Origin of the sequence: Crocosphaera watsonii WH 8501, from assembly GCF_000167195.1 — a bacterium.
Classification (GTDB): Bacteria; Cyanobacteriota; Cyanobacteriia; order Cyanobacteriales; family Microcystaceae; genus Crocosphaera; species Crocosphaera watsonii.
In genome coordinates this window covers 1-16,727 of record NZ_AADV02000079.1, presented here as the reverse complement: position 1 = coordinate 16,727, position 16,727 = coordinate 1, and the positions used below count along the sequence as shown (strand labels likewise).

Annotated in this window: 11 protein-coding genes and 4 pseudogenes; 7 read left to right on the top strand and 8 right to left on the bottom strand. The window is 35.5% G+C overall.

All coding sequences use genetic code 11. The features are described from left to right. Window positions 1-334 precede the first annotated feature (334 nt). Window positions 335-685, top strand: coding sequence for a sulfatase-like hydrolase/transferase (locus tag CWATDRAFT_RS41130; RefSeq protein WP_042712064.1), 351 nt, complete (start codon window positions 335-337; stop codon window positions 683-685). Between the two features lie 82 nt (window positions 686-767). Here CWATDRAFT_RS41130 and CWATDRAFT_RS21385 read toward each other — a convergent pair. After that, window positions 768-1,040: pseudogene (locus tag CWATDRAFT_RS21385) on the bottom strand (NF041680 family putative transposase); the annotation flags it as partial. Between the two features lie 141 nt (window positions 1,041-1,181). On the opposite strand from CWATDRAFT_RS21385, the pseudogene CWATDRAFT_RS21380 reads away from it, so the two are divergent. Continuing rightward, window positions 1,182-2,357 (top strand): annotated as a pseudogene (locus tag CWATDRAFT_RS21380) (IS1634-like element ISCwa1 family transposase); the annotation flags it as partial. 134 nt (window positions 2,358-2,491) lie between these two features. After that, window positions 2,492-4,018, top strand: a complete 1,527-nt coding sequence (locus CWATDRAFT_RS21375; RefSeq protein ID WP_007306984.1) for an IS5-like element ISCwa2 family transposase — start codon at window positions 2,492-2,494, stop codon at window positions 4,016-4,018. A gap of 27 nt (window positions 4,019-4,045) precedes the next feature. On the opposite strand, the gene CWATDRAFT_RS21370 is transcribed toward CWATDRAFT_RS21375, so the two are convergent. The 3 genes from CWATDRAFT_RS21370 to CWATDRAFT_RS31930 all read right to left on the bottom strand — a co-directional run bounded on the left by CWATDRAFT_RS21370 (window position 4,046) and on the right by CWATDRAFT_RS31930 (window position 9,470). Continuing rightward, the gene (locus tag CWATDRAFT_RS21370; protein ID WP_007306982.1) at window positions 4,046-4,495 is read right to left on the bottom strand and encodes a hypothetical protein; all 450 of its coding nucleotides are present in this window, start codon (window positions 4,493-4,495) and stop codon (window positions 4,046-4,048) included. 40 nt (window positions 4,496-4,535) lie between these two features. Continuing rightward, window positions 4,536-7,223 carry a hypothetical protein gene (locus CWATDRAFT_RS21365; RefSeq protein WP_007306981.1) on the bottom strand — a complete coding sequence of 896 codons (2,688 nt, stop codon included), beginning with the start codon at window positions 7,221-7,223 and terminating at the stop codon, window positions 4,536-4,538. A 96-nt stretch (window positions 7,224-7,319) separates the two neighbouring features. Then, window positions 7,320-9,470: a S8 family serine peptidase gene (locus tag CWATDRAFT_RS31930; RefSeq protein ID WP_007306980.1), complete on the bottom strand. Its 2,151-nt coding sequence runs from the start codon at window positions 9,468-9,470 to the stop codon at window positions 7,320-7,322. A 270-nt stretch (window positions 9,471-9,740) separates the two neighbouring features. Between CWATDRAFT_RS31930 and CWATDRAFT_RS34320 the strand changes: the two are divergent. Then, window positions 9,741-11,225: pseudogene (locus CWATDRAFT_RS34320) on the top strand (IS1380-like element ISCwa5 family transposase). A 372-nt stretch (window positions 11,226-11,597) separates the two neighbouring features. Beyond that, a complete protein-coding gene (gene ykgO / locus CWATDRAFT_RS34315; RefSeq protein ID WP_007306987.1) occupies window positions 11,598-11,747 on the top strand; it encodes a type B 50S ribosomal protein L36 in 150 nt (49 codons plus the stop codon). A gap of 170 nt (window positions 11,748-11,917) precedes the next feature. Here the strand turns inward: ykgO and CWATDRAFT_RS21345 are convergent, their stop codons facing one another. The 3 genes and pseudogenes from CWATDRAFT_RS21345 to CWATDRAFT_RS21335 form a co-directional block, all read right to left on the bottom strand. Further along, on the bottom strand, window positions 11,918-12,292 hold the full coding sequence (locus CWATDRAFT_RS21345; RefSeq protein WP_007306979.1) for an NADAR family protein: 375 nt from the start codon (window positions 12,290-12,292) through the stop codon (window positions 11,918-11,920). Between the two features lie 112 nt (window positions 12,293-12,404). After that, a complete protein-coding gene (locus CWATDRAFT_RS21340; protein WP_007306978.1) occupies window positions 12,405-13,931 on the bottom strand; it encodes an IS5-like element ISCwa2 family transposase in 1,527 nt (508 codons plus the stop codon). Between the two features lie 136 nt (window positions 13,932-14,067). Continuing rightward, window positions 14,068-14,268 (bottom strand): annotated as a pseudogene (locus tag CWATDRAFT_RS21335) (transposase); the annotation flags it as partial. A gap of 428 nt (window positions 14,269-14,696) precedes the next feature. Between CWATDRAFT_RS21335 and CWATDRAFT_RS21330 the strand changes: the two are divergent. Then, entirely contained in the window at window positions 14,697-15,623 is a 927-nt protein-coding gene (locus tag CWATDRAFT_RS21330) for a Sll0314/Alr1548 family TPR repeat-containing protein (RefSeq protein WP_007306988.1), read from the top strand. A 328-nt stretch (window positions 15,624-15,951) separates the two neighbouring features. After that, window positions 15,952-16,128, top strand: a complete 177-nt coding sequence (locus tag CWATDRAFT_RS38750) for a globin family protein (protein WP_198139012.1) — start codon at window positions 15,952-15,954, stop codon at window positions 16,126-16,128. Window positions 16,129-16,228: 100 nt separating this feature from the next. Here CWATDRAFT_RS38750 and CWATDRAFT_RS21320 read toward each other — a convergent pair whose 3' ends face one another. Continuing rightward, window positions 16,229-16,624, bottom strand: coding sequence for a hypothetical protein (locus tag CWATDRAFT_RS21320; RefSeq protein WP_007303072.1), 396 nt, complete (start codon window positions 16,622-16,624; stop codon window positions 16,229-16,231). Window positions 16,625-16,727: the final 103 nt, after the last annotated feature.

Here is a 16,727-nt window from a genome sequence, read left to right as displayed (position 1 = left end):
GAGCAAGAATATATATTAAGCGAGGTACTATATCGTCGTTTTGAGCAAATTACTGGTGATTTACTGACTCAAATTAGAGGTTTATCCGTTTTAATGTATTAATTTTCTGACTAATTTTCACTTCTGACTTCATGAATTGGTTAGTATAAGTTAAACTAACTATGATTCTCATATAAAATTCGGTAAAAGTATAAGGTTAAGAAAAACAGCTTGATATGATAACCAGACGAAATTTCACAAAGATCATCTGTCTGGGAACAGCAGGAATAACCCTTAATTCTGCTTGTAACAGATTCAAAACGCAGTCTGTTACCCCAGATACAACACAGATAAGGTGATTTCTGATAAAGGAGATCCCTTACGATCCCCCCTAACCCCCCTTAAAAAGGGGGGAATAATTGGAAAAGCAGGTATATTCAAGTGTGGAAATCACCTAACCTCTGCACAGAGGCCCAATATCATAATTATCCATGTCGACGATCTTGCACTGGGAGATGTCGGTGTGTTTGGCTGTCCTGATTGTTCAACCCCTAATATCGATGCTCTTGCTGCGAGCGGAGTCAAAATGACCAATGCCTATACTATCAATGCTCCATGCACCCCTAGCCGCACGGGACTAATGATGGGTATGTACACCCATTGGACTTTGGACAAAAAAAGTTTGTTAGCGTATATTTTACGCTAAACTAAAACCCCAAAATATCGGCTCTGTATCAGTCAATAAAATTGGCTGACAAATAGGGCTAATCTATAGATTCTGAGGAAAACTAAGGAGCTTTTAAGTTTTCAGTTGATTTTTTGCTCCCTTTCTTGATAACATCATGACGAGTTCGTGGGGCTTTTTTGTAACCTTTAATACGTCCGGAAGAAAAACCTCGACGTTTGGGAAATTTGGCGAAAGTCCCCAAGGTCGTAATTATTCTTGAAAAGTCTCTTTGAACTAGACTAGGGGTGATTTTGATGGATTTATTAGTCTTCAAATACTGTTCCCAATCACGGGGTAAAACCACAGCTAATTTTCTGGCAGCCCACAAATTTACATCCCAGATTCCGCACTTCAAAAAGTAGCATTAAATACTACAAGCCTGGGTTTAATAATTAAGTATAATTGCTTAAGCTCTTGAAGACAAAAAAGTGGGACAATTGCTTAAGTTGTTTCCTCTGTAAAAAAAGAGCGAAAAATGTCTTATTTAGAAGAAATACAAGTTAAAAATTTAGACCATTTAGGGATAGTAGCTGGTTTAATTGATGAAATAGGAATAGTCAAAATAATTAATAATAAATTAGGAATAGATGTTAGAGAAAAAATCTCAGCAGGTACAGTAGTTAAGTCTATTTTAATCAATGGACTAGGATTTGTTTCAAGACCTCTATATTTATTCAGTCAGTTTTTTCAAGATAAAGCCATTGAGAAATTGTTAGGAGAAAGAATTAAACCTGATTACCTTAATGATGATAAAATTGGGAGAGTAATGGATGAATTATATAAATATGGACTAAATGATATTTTTATTGGAGTAGTTTTAGAAGTAATTAAAAAATTTAAAATAGACCTTAAATACTCCCATTTAGATTCCACATCATTTCATTTGGATGGAGAATATAAAAGGGAAGAAGATAAAGAGAAACAGGAAGAAGAAAAAATTATTAAAGAAAGACCAATTTTTATTAAGAAAGGATATTCTCGGGATCATAGACCAGACTTAAAACAATGTGTCTTGGATTTAATAACAAGCCAAGATGGAGATATTCCATTATTTGTGAGAGTAGGAGATGGAAATGAATCTGATAAAGCTGTATTTGGAAAAGTTTTAGTAGAATTCAAAAAGCAAATAAAGTTTGATAGTATCATGGTTTGTGATAGTGCTTTATATGGTCAAGAAAATCTCCAACTAATCCAACATTTAAAATGGATAACGAGAGTTCCAATGACCATAAAAAAAGCAAAAGAATTAGTGCAAAATATAGAGGTGGAAGAAGTAAAAGATGAAGATAAAGAAAAAAGAAGTGACCTAAATTTAGAAAGTTATACCTGGAAAGAAGAAATTGTTACTTATGGTGGAATCAAGCAAACTTGGTTAATAGTCTTGAGTGAAAAAAGACAGAAAAGTGATTTGGAAAAACTAGAAAAACAACTTTCCCAAGAAGAGAAGAAATCCCAAAAATTTCTTAAAGAAATACAATCTGAAGAATTTGAACATCCTCAAGCTGCTCGATATAAATTAAAAGCTATTAATAAAAAATTGAGATTGTTGGAAATAAAAGAAGTTGAACTGATTGAAACTTACTCGAAAAAAAAGGAAAAGATTTATAAAATGATTAGTCTGATCATCAAAAAAGATGAAGAGATAAGTAGGGTTTGCTGAATAAAAGCAAAACCCTATTCTTTAAAAGGTTACACCCATATTCGCGATCGCAAAAAAGATCAGCTTTGTCGGCTACAAACCGCTATAATTGGTAGAAACACCTCCCAGTTGTTGGTCAAGAACAAATGTATCGAAAAGAGGAGCAACCTTTACCGCCCCCAGAAAAATTTGAATTACCTTTCGAGGGCAAATTGTCCCCCAATAATCGTTGGGTAATCATGGCAGAGTTGATACCTTGGGATGATTTTGAGGAAGAATATGCTAAACTTTTTTCAGCAGAAAAAGGTGCGCCAGCCAAACTATTTAGAATGGCATTAGGGACATTAATTATTAAGGAAAAATTAGGAACAAGTGATAGAGAAACTATAGAACAGATTAGAGAAAATCCCTATCTACAATACTTTATAGGTTTAAATTGTTATCAACAAGAGCCACCACTGGAATCTTCAATGCTAGTTCATTTTAGGAAAAGAATTGATGGAGAATTGATAAACAAAATCAATAAAAAAATAGTAAAAAGAGAAATAGACAAGAGTGATAAAGAAGTAAAAAAAAAGGATTGTCTCCAAGAAAAAGGAGAAAAAATAAAAAATAAAGGTAAACTAATTTTAGATGCGACTTGTGCGCCAGCAGACATCAAATACCCAACGGATTTAGGCATATTAAATCAAGCCAGAATTGAGACAGAAAGAATAATAGATAATCTTTATAAACCATTAAGAGTAAAATTGAGAAAAAAGCCGAGAACTTCTAGAAAAATTGCTAGAAAGGAATACTTAAAAGTAGCTAAAAAACGAAAAGTATCTTATCAAGAAAGAAGAAAAGCTATCGGGAAACAGTTAAAATACCTTAAGAAAAATTTAGGAAATATAGAAGACTTAATTCAAGCTGGGGCTTCCCTGGAAAATCTGAGTAAAAGACAGAAAAATTGTCTAGAGACTATCAAAAAAGTTTATGAACAACAACAGTCAATGTGGGAGAATAAGACCCAGAGTGTTCCTCAAAGAATTGTAAGTTTAACTCAACGGCATATTCGTCCAATAGTGAGGGAAAAAGCAGTAAAACCAATAGAGTTTGGAGCTAAACTCTCAGTAAGCTGTGTAGATAACTATGTGTTTCTATACAAAATAAGTTGGGAAAACTTCAATGAATCTTGTCATTTAAAAGAACAAGTAGAAAAGTATAAAGAAACGTTTGGCTATTATCCCGAATCCGTCCATGTAGATAAAATTTATCGAACTAGGGAAAACAGAAATTGGTGTAAGGAAAGAGGGATAAGAATCAGTGGTCCGAAGTTAGGAAGACCTCCGAAAAATGTCAGTGAAGAAGAAAAGAAACAAGCCCACTCCGATGAATGCTTCCGTAATGCTATTGAGGGAAAGTTTGGACAAGCTAAACGAAGATTTAGCCTAAATCTCGTGATGACAAAACTCCCTGAAACCTCCATTACATCTACTGCTATTACATTTTTAGTTGTCAATCTTTGTAAACTTCTGAGGCAGTTTTTGTCGCTTTTTTTGTCCTTATTTACTAATAATAGAACAGAGGAACTCATCAAACCGCCTTTCATTAATTTTGATTATACTTTAAACAATTTTTATGTACTAAAACTTATTGATTTGTCAGAAAATTCTTGGTCAAAAGTGGCATAAATTTTGGAGAAACTTTTTCAGCAAACCCTAAATAACATTGCCATCTCCTGCTAGTGTATTTTCTTCATAAGAGACAAAAGATTCTGTCACATCAAAGAAACCGGGAATAAAAGAAAATGAAAGGGGAGGAGTATCTTGAGAAACGGAGAAACTTAAACCAAGAAAATCTCCCTCAAAAAAGGAAACTTCAGGGGGAACAGTGGCATCTGCTTTCGTAAAAGTAGAACCATTAAAGTTGACGAAAATCGTATCAACAGTCAAAAATTCGTCCCCAGAACCTGTTAGGGAAGCATCATCAAAACTGAAAATACCAGAATAGGTTTGGTTAAGTAAGGGGCCAGACGTAACCGTTCCCTCAAGGGTATATGTTACTGTCGCCCCCTGAGCGGTTTCAACAACAGTTGAGGTCAGGACAGTAGTGGCGATCGCCACCACTGAACCTTGGAAAATTAAGGAAGGGAAAGTTAAATTTTTCATGACAAAATCAGTGTAAAGATGAGTAAGAGTTAGATTGGCCTTAAAAAACAAAATTACTCGCTGAATTCAAATCAGCAAGAGCAACATTTTGAATTAAAGCAAAAGTACGAGCAGGACTAGAACCTGCGGAGCCATCTACATCAAGCATCAGGAAACTATGGCCACTGCGGGAGCCAAATCGAAGATAACCATCAGCAATAGGATCAGAGCCATTGTAGCCAAAGCTTTCTAGAACATCAGTTAAGACAATCTGATCCTCACCAGGGGTAAAATCTTGAATGCGATCGCCTGCATCCATAAGACTGGTGTAGACAAATTTATCGTTGCCTAAATTACCCCTCAAAGTATCGGGTCCCTGCATACCTGTGATCAGATCATCGGAGTCCGTGCCGGTCAGGACATCGCGGCCTGATGTACCTACAATTTCATTGACATCGCTAACATTGATAGTAAAGTCTTCAAAATACACCCCACCGTTACCATCAGAGGTTTGTACTCTGATGCTGTGTTCGGTTTGGGTTTCGTAGTCAAAAGAAACTGTGGTTTTGAGGACATTATCAACAATTTCAAAGTTATCATTGTCCGTATCCCCGAACCCTGGTACTAAGCTATAAGTATGGGTTTCTCCTGTATCTGGATCAACTGTGGAGAAAGTGCCTACTTCTGTACCAATGGCTTGTTCTTCTGCTACTGTATCATTACTCAAACTAATGTCAGTGGGATTTGCACTTAATACTTCAGTATTGTTAATCTGCTCATCCAAAGCATCACCAGTATTTTCGGCTACTGCTTCTTCAATGGATTTTGTACCTGCCCCAACTTCTTCTAAATCATTAGTGCTTTCCCCTAAAGCTATTTTTTGAACTTTAGCAAAGGCTTCTTCAAGTTCATTGGGAGATGAGTCAGCGATCGCTTCTTCAATTTTTTGATTCGCGGCTACTATGATTTGGGTTGCTCCGGTGCTTAAGGCAGAAACATCTACTCCTAAACCAGTGGCTGAATCATTGATGATAGTCTCTATTTGATCTACATTAGTTAAATTCAAGGTTGTATTAGTTTGGATTTGAGTGGCGATCGCATTTACCACTTGATCCACAATGGCACCGTTAGCTAAACCAGATGCACCTGCAATTAAACCAGTAGTTTGGGTAATTAAGTTTTGAACTTGTACCATTGCAGAAAAGGTTTCTACACCACCTAGTTCATTGTTATTAGTTGCGGCAATAGGATCAAAAACATTGATTCCCACATCAGAAGGAATTGACAAAGCATTGGTAATAGAAGTATTTGCTTCTTCTACTGTTAAACCTTGATCTACTAATTCAGCTACTACAGTTGTTAATAAGGTTATTACTGTGGCATCAGGAGTTGCTCGTAAAGGAGTTTCTAGGGGTAAACCAGTTGCTGTATCAATACCGCCTAATGCGACAAGACTGCCTTCATCAGGATCAATCGTTCCATTGAGATTGAGATCATAATCAACTAAAGAAAGACCATTAAAATTAAAGTCTCCATTGCCATCACTAATTCCTAGAGGTTCATCAACGTCATGTTCTCCATTGCCATTAACGTCTAAAAATACATTAGCATTAACAATGTAATTATCAATTACACGACCGACATAGTTACTAAAATCAAAATAACTTGCATCCTCTTCTCCAAATGAATCAGTGGCAGTAACTTTTACCCAATGGAATTGACGATCATCTGTTCTGGTTTGGAAAGTACGAGTACTAGGATCAAAGGCTAAACCTACAACAGGACCACTATTAAGATCATTGTCAATAATGTCGGAAGAAGTCCAACCAGTAGCCACTGGATCCCAAACGCCATTAACATAACGCCGATACCAACCACTGACATCATGAAGTTTTTCTGCTTTATAGGTAAGTACGTCACCTGGATCTGGATCAATAAAGGTATTATCGGCAAAAGTAAATTCAGAAATACCTAAGATTAAAGGAATTTTCGGTGTTACTCTTAATTCTTGACCTCGAATCGGTATATTTAAAGCTGGTGGAGTGTTATTTAATTCATTAATAATTCCCTCCACTGCGTTAGTTGTATCAACAGTATATTCAGGAGCAGTTGCTAGAGTAATAGTAATAGTTTCGTCCCCTTCAACCAAGTTATCGGCAATGGGATCGATGATTAAGGTTTTCGTACTCTCACCAACTCCAAAATAAATACTTCCTAAATTTCCTGCTAAACCTGATGCACCATCAAGAGTATAGTCATCATTAATAGTCGCAGTACCACCAATTTCATAGTTAACAGTTAAAATCCCATCGGTATTACCATCACGAGTGAAGGTATAAACCAGATTGTTATTACCATCTTCTAATACTTGGCTAGGAGATATGTCTAAAGTGATACCTTGTCCCAAGATTTCAGCCGCTTCATCGAGAAAAGCTTGATCTCCTCCACTTAAGAAAAAGTCTAAAGCCACTTCTTCCACTAAGGCTTCAGGAATACCTGCATCTCTAGCCGCTTGAAGTGCATCTGCCCATTCTTGTGGATCTATATCATCTTGAGTGAAATAGATAGGAAAATTAGGATCATCAAAAATAGGTGTTCCAAATAAAGATTCTTGTTGAGTTACACGCCAACTTTCAGCAAACACTTCATGTATATCTGCAAATGAGATATTAGAAGGTAATTGAGTGCCATCACGGAGAACAAAATCATTACTAGAAATACCGTCTGCATTTCCTAATAACCCTTCCATTTGATTGGCTCGGTAAGGAGCAGGATAAACGTTAAGGTTAATATGAGTTGATCCTTGAGTAGCAACAAAGCGATCGTCATCACCAGTAAAGAGTATTCAATCTGGTCCTGCATATCGGAAAGTATATTTGTTACTACTGTTACGCTCAATGATACTGTTACCAACATTATAACTTTGACCACTATTTAAGGTGATATTAACTCCATTAATTTGAAGTTTTTGGTTAGTAGGGTTATCCATATCATAGATAACAGTGTTACCATCCATTTCAGTTGCAAATGCTGTATTAACAGAAGCTCTGGTAGGGTTATAAACCCAAGGTTCTTGACGGGTTTGAATTTGCCAATCGCCACTACTGGATTGAATGAAGATAAATTCACCATCGTCTTGCATATCGTATCTTCTGCCATCAAAAGTCTTAAAATGCACATCTCCTTGACCGTAACCATCTATATATTGATTGATAGAAAAGATATGATTGGTACTAGCTCCCCAACAATCAGTGGCAGTTAGTTCGATTGTGATGGGGAAAGTTTGACTTGCTGGTGGTGTTCCCGTAAAGTAAATAACATCGTCATCACTATTGAATGCATTATCTTGAGAAAATGACAGCCAACCCGGTAGTGGACCACCACCCAATAATGTTGCGGTATAGTGCATTCCATCCCCATCGGGATCGATAAAGACAGGAGGTTGAAAATCATTAGGTGGATTATTTATATCTCCAACACTTACATCCAAACGCCATGTACCCGTTTGTAAAATGTTATTGTTAATTATAGGTGCATTATTACCAATAGGACCTACGCTCATCAAAGCTTCATTGACATTTAAACGACCTCCGCTCACAGTAATTCCACTTAAACCGGGTACTGGATCGGTATTATTCATTAATTCAGTAATGATTTGTGCCGGGGTCAAACTGGGATCTTCAGCTAATAGTAAAGCCGCCGCACCAGAGACATAGGGAGCCGCCATAGAAGTCCCACTGTTATATCCATAGGAATTTCCCGGTAAGGTACTCCGAATGTTAACTCCTGGTGCACCTAAATCTACAGTAGTTGAACCATAGTGAGAAAATCCAGCTTTATTGTCATTATGGTCAGTCGCAGCTACAGAGATAACATTAGGTTGGGTGTAATTAGCAGGATAAAATGGAGTAACATCATTGTCATTGTTAAAATTACCAGCCGCCGCCACAAATAAAACCCCTGCACTATTAGCCGCACCGATCATTGCATCAAATGCTGCATTGTAGCCACCGCCACCAAAACTGGCATTAACCACATCAGCACCATTATCAATAGCATATTGTAGTGAATTTATAATATTTGAAGTTGAACCAAAACCTCCAGCACTAAAAGATTTGAGTGCCATAAGACTAACATTAGGACTAACCCCAATCACCCCTGAATTATTGTTTCCTTCAGCACTGATCGTTCCCGCTACATGAGTTCCATGACTATGATCATCCCAGGGATCACTATCAGTATTGTGAAAGTCATAACCATAAATGTCATCCATATAACCATTCCCATCATCATCCATGCCATTACCAGCTATTTCACCTGCATTGATCCACATATTAGAAGCTAAATCTGGGTGATTATAATCTATTCCAGTATCAATCACCGCAACGACGATATCATGATCCCCTTTTTGCTTACACCAAGCCTCTGGTGCATCAATATCAGCATCGACAGTGCCACCGGTTTGTCCAGTATTGTGTAAACCCCAAAGATCATTAAAATCTGTATCATTAGGCAGTGCTGGGAGTGCATTAATAGATACTATATAGTCAAAAGAACTTACGTTTAATTGATTATTATTAGCTAAGTTGTTCTGGATTGGGACTAAATCAGTGGCTAAATCAAAATTTAAAATTCGCCATTGAGCAAAATCTTGGGCAAGACTACTTTCTGACGGTATTATATTTTCCACTGAGGTAGCACCATTAGCTGTGGCGATCGCCTGTATTTCTGCTTCCGTTACTCCCGCATTAAACTCAACTATAAGTTGACCAGGTTGATATTGTTGCCCTGTTTCAGGATCTATGGGGAATAAAGATTTACCAAAGACGACATGAGCTTGACCAGAACTTGTACCATTAGGATCTGCTTGATGGCTACCGATTACCAGATCACTGATGTTATCCCCATTAAAGTCACCAATACCACTTACAGAAATACCTGATTGATCCCCTGCATTAACTCCTTCAATGATTAAACTTTCACTAAGAGAAGCCATATTACCCGAATTTCTCACAAAATCTGCGATCGCCAAACACAGAAGCCTTACAGGAAGTGGGTTTGAACAGAGCGATCGCAGATTTCCCCAACCAACAGTCTATTGTCAGATTTTAAGTTAAAATCAACCCGAATTAGACAAAGATGAAAAGATAAATCAATCACTCATTTTTCCAAAAAAATTATTAATAAAATCTCTAATAGTACTAGATTGTTAGAATAAAATATGCTATAATTTAATTATTAAAGCAATTTACCTTAAACTGATTTAATGAGTCCCAGTCATCCCCGAACCCCTCGTCAAGTAATCAACTTTAGTAAACAGAAAGGAAAAGAAATAATCGCTAATTTTGATGGGGGACTAATCACTTCAGATGCGGGGATTGTCTGGATAGCTGAGTTGGATAAAAAACTGGGAATTACCGAGAAGTTTGGTAACTGTTTTCAAGATCATCGTCATCAATCTTATGTAGATCATTCCGTTCATGAGTTATTAGCACAAAGGCTTTATAGAATTATTTTAGGCTATGAAGATGTCAATGACCATGATAAATTACGTCACGATCCTGCCCTTAAGATCGCTTTAGAAAAGCTTAATGAACTTGAAGATAAAAAGGGATGGTTAGCTAGAAAAAGTACAATTAATAGATTGGAATATTGTCCTGAGACTATTCTCGACAAAAAAACGAGTCGTTATCATAAAATAGAACCCAACTTTGAAGCCATTGAAAAATCTTTTGTCGAATTTTTTTTAGAGTCTTATAAAAAACCTCCCTTAAGTATTATATTAGATATGGATGTCACGGATGACCAAGTACATGGTAATCAAGAAGGGGCATTTTTTAATAGTTATTATCACGGAGTATGTTATGCTCCTTTATATATTTTCTGTGGGCATCATTTATTAGTTGCTAAACTTCGTTCATCTAATGTAGATCCAGCCGATGGAGCCTTAGATGAATTACAAAGAATTATCGGACTAATTAGAGAAAAATGGTCAGAGACTCATATCCTAGTTAGGGGTGATAGTGCCTATGCCCGTGAAGAAATCTTCTATTTTTGTGAAAATTAGCCTTTAGTTGATTATGTTATAGCTATGGGAATAAATGGCGTTCTTAAGTTACGAGCGGATGATGTAATTGAAAAAGCCAAACATGAATATGAAAAAAAACTAGCTCCAATAACTGAATTAATGGATAGTTTATTTCAGAAAAAAGAAGATTTAGAAGAAGTTAAAAAATTAGTACCAATTTCTACTTGGTATCGCTCTATTCGTTATAAAACAGAAAAGTCATGGAGTTGTCAAAGAAGAGTAGTGACAAAAGTTTGTTATGGAAGTGATGGCTTAAAAATGCGCCATGTGGTGACATCTTTGCCCGCTTCAAAAATTCCACCCTCAAAACTTTATACAAAAAAATACTGTCCGAGAGGCGAGATGGAAAATCGGATTAAAGAACAACAATTAGACTTGTTAGCTCATAGAACTTCAACTCAAACATTTCAAAGTAATCAACTAAGATTATGGATACATTCCTGGGCTTATGTTCTCATAAATGCTTTTCGTCAACACTGTTTAAAAAAAACTTCATTGGCTAAAGCAACTGTGGGAAGAATACGTCTAAATCTTCTTAAGTTGGGAGCCAGAATAAAGATTAGTTGTAGAAGAATTATTATCGCTATAGCTAGTGCTTGTCCTTATCAAGATATTTTATCTATTGCTAACAAAAGAATTAAAACTATTCCTAATACTGGATAAGTAGAATAAGTTGTTTTTTAAAAAAGATATCTATCATAAGTTGTTGACTTACTGATACTTTTATTTAGCCTTATTTATCGTGGAGAAAATCAAAAGTTAATATAATTATTCCCTCTTAAACTCAATTTTTGGATAATCAAAGTCAATTTTTTTATTCATCTATATTCAAAATTTCTATTAGTCCTAAAAATTATCATTTTTCATCTCTGGATTGGGCTTTCAAATTAATTTGTGAGAAATCCGGGATGAGTGCCTTTTGTGCGATAGCGTCGGAGCGCAGTGAGGAACTGACCCGTAGCGGCACTAGGCATGGGTGGACAACTTTGCTCTATTTCGATTACAATGGTAGCTATTGTCATTTTTTGATTAGTAATGAAAGTACTTAGTTCTTTAAGAAGTGCAAAGACCCGCCATCGTGATTGTCAGGTTATTAGACGGAAAGGGCGTACTTATGTAATTTGTAAATCAGACCCTCGCTTTAAAGCGGTGCAAGGAAAAAAAAGTAAAAAAAAGCGGTACTAAACCTTTTGGGTGATAGGAGATATATTAGCCATAGTCTCCATACCGACTCTATCTATAAATGTGGTCAAAAAATGCTAGAGATGACTTTAACACTCATCTCTAGCTAATTCTTTTCTAACTTGCATTAATAATTCTCCTAAGCGATTTTTTCCTGTGTGTTGTTTCCCAATTCACCAATAATAGTCATAAGGGGAATTTTCGTAAAGATGTCTATTTTCCGTTGCTAACAAAATTGTTTGCATTTTGGGATGACTAAACTTTTTTCTCAGAGCATATAACATTACTTCTTCTTTAACTATTTCCAAATCTCTTCTTAAAGGTATTTGTCTAGTTTGACCGAATTTTTTTGCCTTTCCTGGGGTTTGAGCAAGACGGATCTTTTCTCTATATCCTCGATACTTTTCCCCAGAAAATTTCATGGCCTGAAAATAATGTTCTACCGTTGGCCAATATAAACCTTCTTCATCCATAAACCCAAATAGATAAAAATTTGATAATTCATACCATTGATTAGTTTTGCTGAAAAAATAGATTGGTTTATTCATAAGTCGATTATCCTTTAATTAATATTAAAAATGCCCAACATAAAATTGAAACTAATGCAGTTACAATAATCATCATACTAATTAGGGTTTGCTGAAAAAGTTTCTCCAAAATTTATGCCACTTTTGACCAAGAATTTTCTGACAAATCAATAAGTTTTAGTACATAAAAATTGTTTAAATTATAATCAAAATTAATGAAAGGCGGTTTGATGAGTTCCCCTGTTCTATTATTAGTAAATAAGGACAAAAAAAGCGACAAAAACTGCCTCAGAAGTTTAGAAAGATTGACAACTAAAAATGTAATAGCAATAGATGTAATGGAGGTTTCAGGGAGTTTTGTCATCACGAGATTTAGGCTAAATCTTCGTTTAGCTTGTCCAAACTTTCCCTCAATAGCATTACGGAAGCATTCATCGGAGTGGGCTTGTTTCTTTTCTTCTTCACTGACATTTTTCGGAGGTCTTCCTAACTTCGGACCACTGATTCTTATCCCTCTTTCCTTACACCAATTTCTGTTTTCCCTAGTTCGATAAATTTTATCTACATGGACGGATTCGGGATAATAGCCAAACGTTTCTTTATACTTTTCTACTTGTTCTTTTAAATGACAAGATTCATTGAAGTTTTCCCAACTTATTTTGTCTAGAAACACATAGTTATCTACACAGCTTACTGAGAGTTTAGCTCCAAACTCTATTGGTTTTCCTGCTTTTCCCCTCACTATTGGACGAATATGCCGTTGAGTTAAACTTACAATTCTTTGAGGAACACTCTGGGTCTTATTCTCCCACATTGACTGTTGTTGTTCATAAACTTTTTTGATAGTCTCTAGACAATTTTTCTGTCTTTTACTCAGATTTTCCAGGGAAGCCCCAGCTTGAATTAAGTCTTCTATATTTCCTAAATTTTTCTTAAGGTATTTTAACTGTTTCCCGATAGCTTTTCTTCTTTCTTGATAAGATACTTTTCGTTTTTTAGCTACTTTTAAGTATTCCTTTCTAGCAATTTTTCTAGAAGTTCTCGGCTTTTTTCTCAATTTTACTCTTAATGGTTTATAAAGATTATCTATTATTCTTTCTGTCTCAATTCTGGCTTGATTTAATATGCCTAAATCCGTTGGGTATTTGATGTCTGCTGGCGCACAAGTCGCATCTAAAATTAGTTTACCTTTATTTTTTATTTTTTCTCCTTTTTCTTGGAGACAATCCTTTTTTTTTACTTCTTTATCACTCTTGTCTATTTCTCTTTTTACTATTTTTTTATTGATTTTGTTTATCAATTCTCCATCAATTCTTTTCCTAAAATAAACTAGCATTGAAGATTCCAGTGGTGGCTCTTGTTGATAACAATTTAAACCTATAAAGTATTGTAGATAGGGATTTTCTCTAATCTGTTCTATAGTTTTTCTATCACTTGTTCCTAATTTTTCCTTAATAATTAATGTCCCTAATGCCATTCTAAATAGTTTGGCTGGCGCACCTTTTTCTGCTGAAAAAAGTTTAGCATATTCTTCCTCAAAATCATCCCAAGGTATCAACTCTGCCATGATTACCCAACGATTATTGGGGGACAATTTGCCCTCGAAAGGTAATTCAAATTTTTCTGGGGGCGGTAAAGGTTGCTCCTCTTTTCGATACATTTGTTCTTGACCAACAACTGGGAGGTGTTTCTACCAATTATAGCGGTTTGTAGCCGACAAAGCTGATCTTTTTTGCGATCGCGAATATGGGTGTAACCTTTTAAAGAATAGGCTTTTGCTTTTATTCAGCAAACCCTACATAAGATTGATGACGATGATCTTGAAAACAGTTACCAAACTTCTCGGTAATTCCCAGTTTTTTATCCAACTCAGCTATCCAGACAATCCCCGCATCTGAAGTGATTAGTCCCCCATCAAAATTAGCGATTATTTCTTTTCCTTTCTGTTTACTAAAGTTGATTACTTGACGAGGGTTTCGGGGATGACTGGGACTCATTAAATCAGTTTAAGGTAAATTGCTTTAATAATTAAATTATAGGATATTTTATTCTAACAATCTAGTACTATTAGAGATTTTATTAATAATTTTTTTGGAAAAATGAGTGATTGATTTATCTTTTCATCTTTGTCTAATTCGGGTTGATTTTAACTTAAAATCTGACAACAGACTGTTGGTTGGGGAAATCTGCGATCGCTCTGTTCAAACCCACTTCCTGTAAGGCTTCTGTGTTTGGCGATCGCAGATTTTGTGAGAAATTCGGGACTACCACTTCCTAAACTGTCTCTTCTTGCTAAAATTTAAGCTTTATCTTTGTTATCTCGTGCTAAAACATCATTAAAAGTGTGAAAAATTTTTGTTAGTATCAAGATCACAATCTTAAATGATCAAGATAAACCTATTGATTAATGTTGCTTGGAGACAATATGATTAACCCTTTAATGAGACTGCAAAAGGTTTCTATTTCTTGGTCTGTGGTGTGTACAGTAGCATTAAGTTTATGGGGAACCCCTACTTGGGCTGGAGATCCTTTCCGTAGCAGTAACCCTCGTCCTATTGGAGACAACACAGAAGCAGCTTTTGTTGAAATCTTTAAAAACGGCAATTATTTAGAAGCGAAAAGCTATTTACAACAAGCAGTCGAAACAGAAACCGATGAACCCCTTGCTTTCGCTATCAAAGCATCTTTGGCCTATTCTAATGAAGAATGGGACGTGATGAAAAATGCAGCGGCTAAAACCCTCTCAGTAGCGGAAAAATTGACCTCGACAGATCCCTTACGTGGTAATCTTTATCAAGCAGTGGGACATTTTTTACAAGGGGCCTATACCTTCAAAACCAAGGGACCTTTGGGTGCAGTTAATAAGTTACAATTGGTCTTTGATCATCTGGATAAAGCAGAAGAAATTGCTCCTAATGACCCAGAATTAAATTTATTGAAAGGTTATTTAGATTTAATTTTATCGGTTAATTTACCCTTTTCTTCTCCAGAAGATGCCATCGCCCGTTTTGAACAATATGCAGCACCTACTTATATGGTAGATCGGGCTTTATTTGCTGCTTATCGGGACTTGGATCAATATGATACTGCTATGCAGTATATTGACCAAGCTTTAGCTAATAGTCCAGATAACCCTGAATTACAATATTTTAAAGGTCAAATATTACGTAAAAAAGGAAGAACAAAAGATGGTCAACCCAAAGATTTAGAGTTGCTCCAAGAAGCTTATACCTATTTTGACCAAGCAATGACTAAGGTGGATCAACTTCCTAAAGGGGTTCAAATTCCTTTACGTCACGATCATAGAGTCGTACAAGATGAAATTGCTAAATTAAGTATGAATCCTAATTAATGTTAATTACCGAACAATTAATAGTTAATAGTTAATAGTTAATAATTATTAATTGTTAATTGTTAATTGTTAATTGCTGAATTGATAACTAATCTTTGTTGTAATCATTAAGAGATTTGGATATTATGTCTTATCTGAGTTATTTTTGATATATCATCCCTGAAGGTCTTTTAATTTGTGATAGACTTAATCAACAAAATTCCATCCTTTTAATTTACATTTAGTTATCTCAAGACAAGAGGTTGAACACAATGACTCCTGAAACTATTAAAATTGTTAAATCTACCGCACCTGTGGTAAAAAAAAAGGGAAAGAAATTACAGAAAGAATGTATGAAATAGCTTTTAATGAACGTCCTGAATATCGAAGGTTTTTTGAAAATACACACATGAAAAGTCCCGAAGAAGGTCGTAAGCAAGCTGCAAAATTAGCTGCTTCAGTTTGTGCTTATGCAAGTCATATCGATGAATTTTGGACTTTGGATAAAAAACAATTATTAGCGTAATTTTTACGCTAAACATATCTCCAAAGCTAAAATAGAGAATTAAGGTGATTTTAAAAACTCTCTTTCCATCTTTTTAGGGGATTTTAAATATTAAATAGCTTCATTCAGTTTCGGTTCCAATATAGATATCTAAGTAGCTTTCCGTTAGAGATTGAATGACTCGTTCTAATTCATCAATGAGATTTCTTCTAGTGAGTTTTTCTACAGCATCAATATGAGCAGAACTTCCGGCTCGTCCTAAATATTTATATTTGGTTTTTTTCTCATTATTAGTGGCCATAGGAAAAATTGATTCAGCAGCCTGTAGTTTATAATACCAGTAGATTGTTCCCTTTCCATTAACCTGATAACGAATAATATGACAATTAGCTGGTGCTACTTCCCCTTCCCGTTCAATTTTCTTTATTTTCTGTTTAAGAGAGCGAATTAGACTCTTAATTTGTTTGGCTCTCAGGTGGACATCTTGACTGGTCTTAAGTTCGGAATGTGATGACATTAGCCTTAACTGTAACAAACAACCTCTTTTGATGTTAGCGTATATATTCCGCTAATTTATAAGGTAATAAATTTTAAAAATGACCAAAAATGAAACGGCTACG

Coding starts and splice junctions, on each gene's coding strand:
- CWATDRAFT_RS21345 (WP_007306979.1), bottom strand. CDS start 12,292: ATGAATAAACCAATCTATTTTTTCAGCAAAACTAATCAATGGTATGAA.
- CWATDRAFT_RS21320 (WP_007303072.1), bottom strand. CDS start 16,624: ATGTCATCACATTCCGAACTTAAGACCAGTCAAGATGTCCACCTGAGA.
- ykgO (WP_007306987.1), top strand. CDS start 11,598: ATGAAAGTACTTAGTTCTTTAAGAAGTGCAAAGACCCGCCATCGTGAT.
- CWATDRAFT_RS21330 (WP_007306988.1), top strand. CDS start 14,697: ATGATTAACCCTTTAATGAGACTGCAAAAGGTTTCTATTTCTTGGTCT.
- CWATDRAFT_RS21365 (WP_007306981.1), bottom strand. CDS start 7,223: ATGGAAGGGTTATTAGGAAATGCAGACGGTATTTCTAGTAATGATTTT.
- CWATDRAFT_RS21375 (WP_007306984.1), top strand. CDS start 2,492: ATGTATCGAAAAGAGGAGCAACCTTTACCGCCCCCAGAAAAATTTGAA.
- CWATDRAFT_RS21340 (WP_007306978.1), bottom strand. CDS start 13,931: ATGTATCGAAAAGAGGAGCAACCTTTACCGCCCCCAGAAAAATTTGAA.
- CWATDRAFT_RS21370 (WP_007306982.1), bottom strand. CDS start 4,495: ATGAAAAATTTAACTTTCCCTTCCTTAATTTTCCAAGGTTCAGTGGTG.
- CWATDRAFT_RS38750 (WP_198139012.1), top strand. CDS start 15,952: ATGTATGAAATAGCTTTTAATGAACGTCCTGAATATCGAAGGTTTTTT.
- CWATDRAFT_RS31930 (WP_007306980.1), bottom strand. CDS start 9,470: ATGGCTTCTCTTAGTGAAAGTTTAATCATTGAAGGAGTTAATGCAGGG.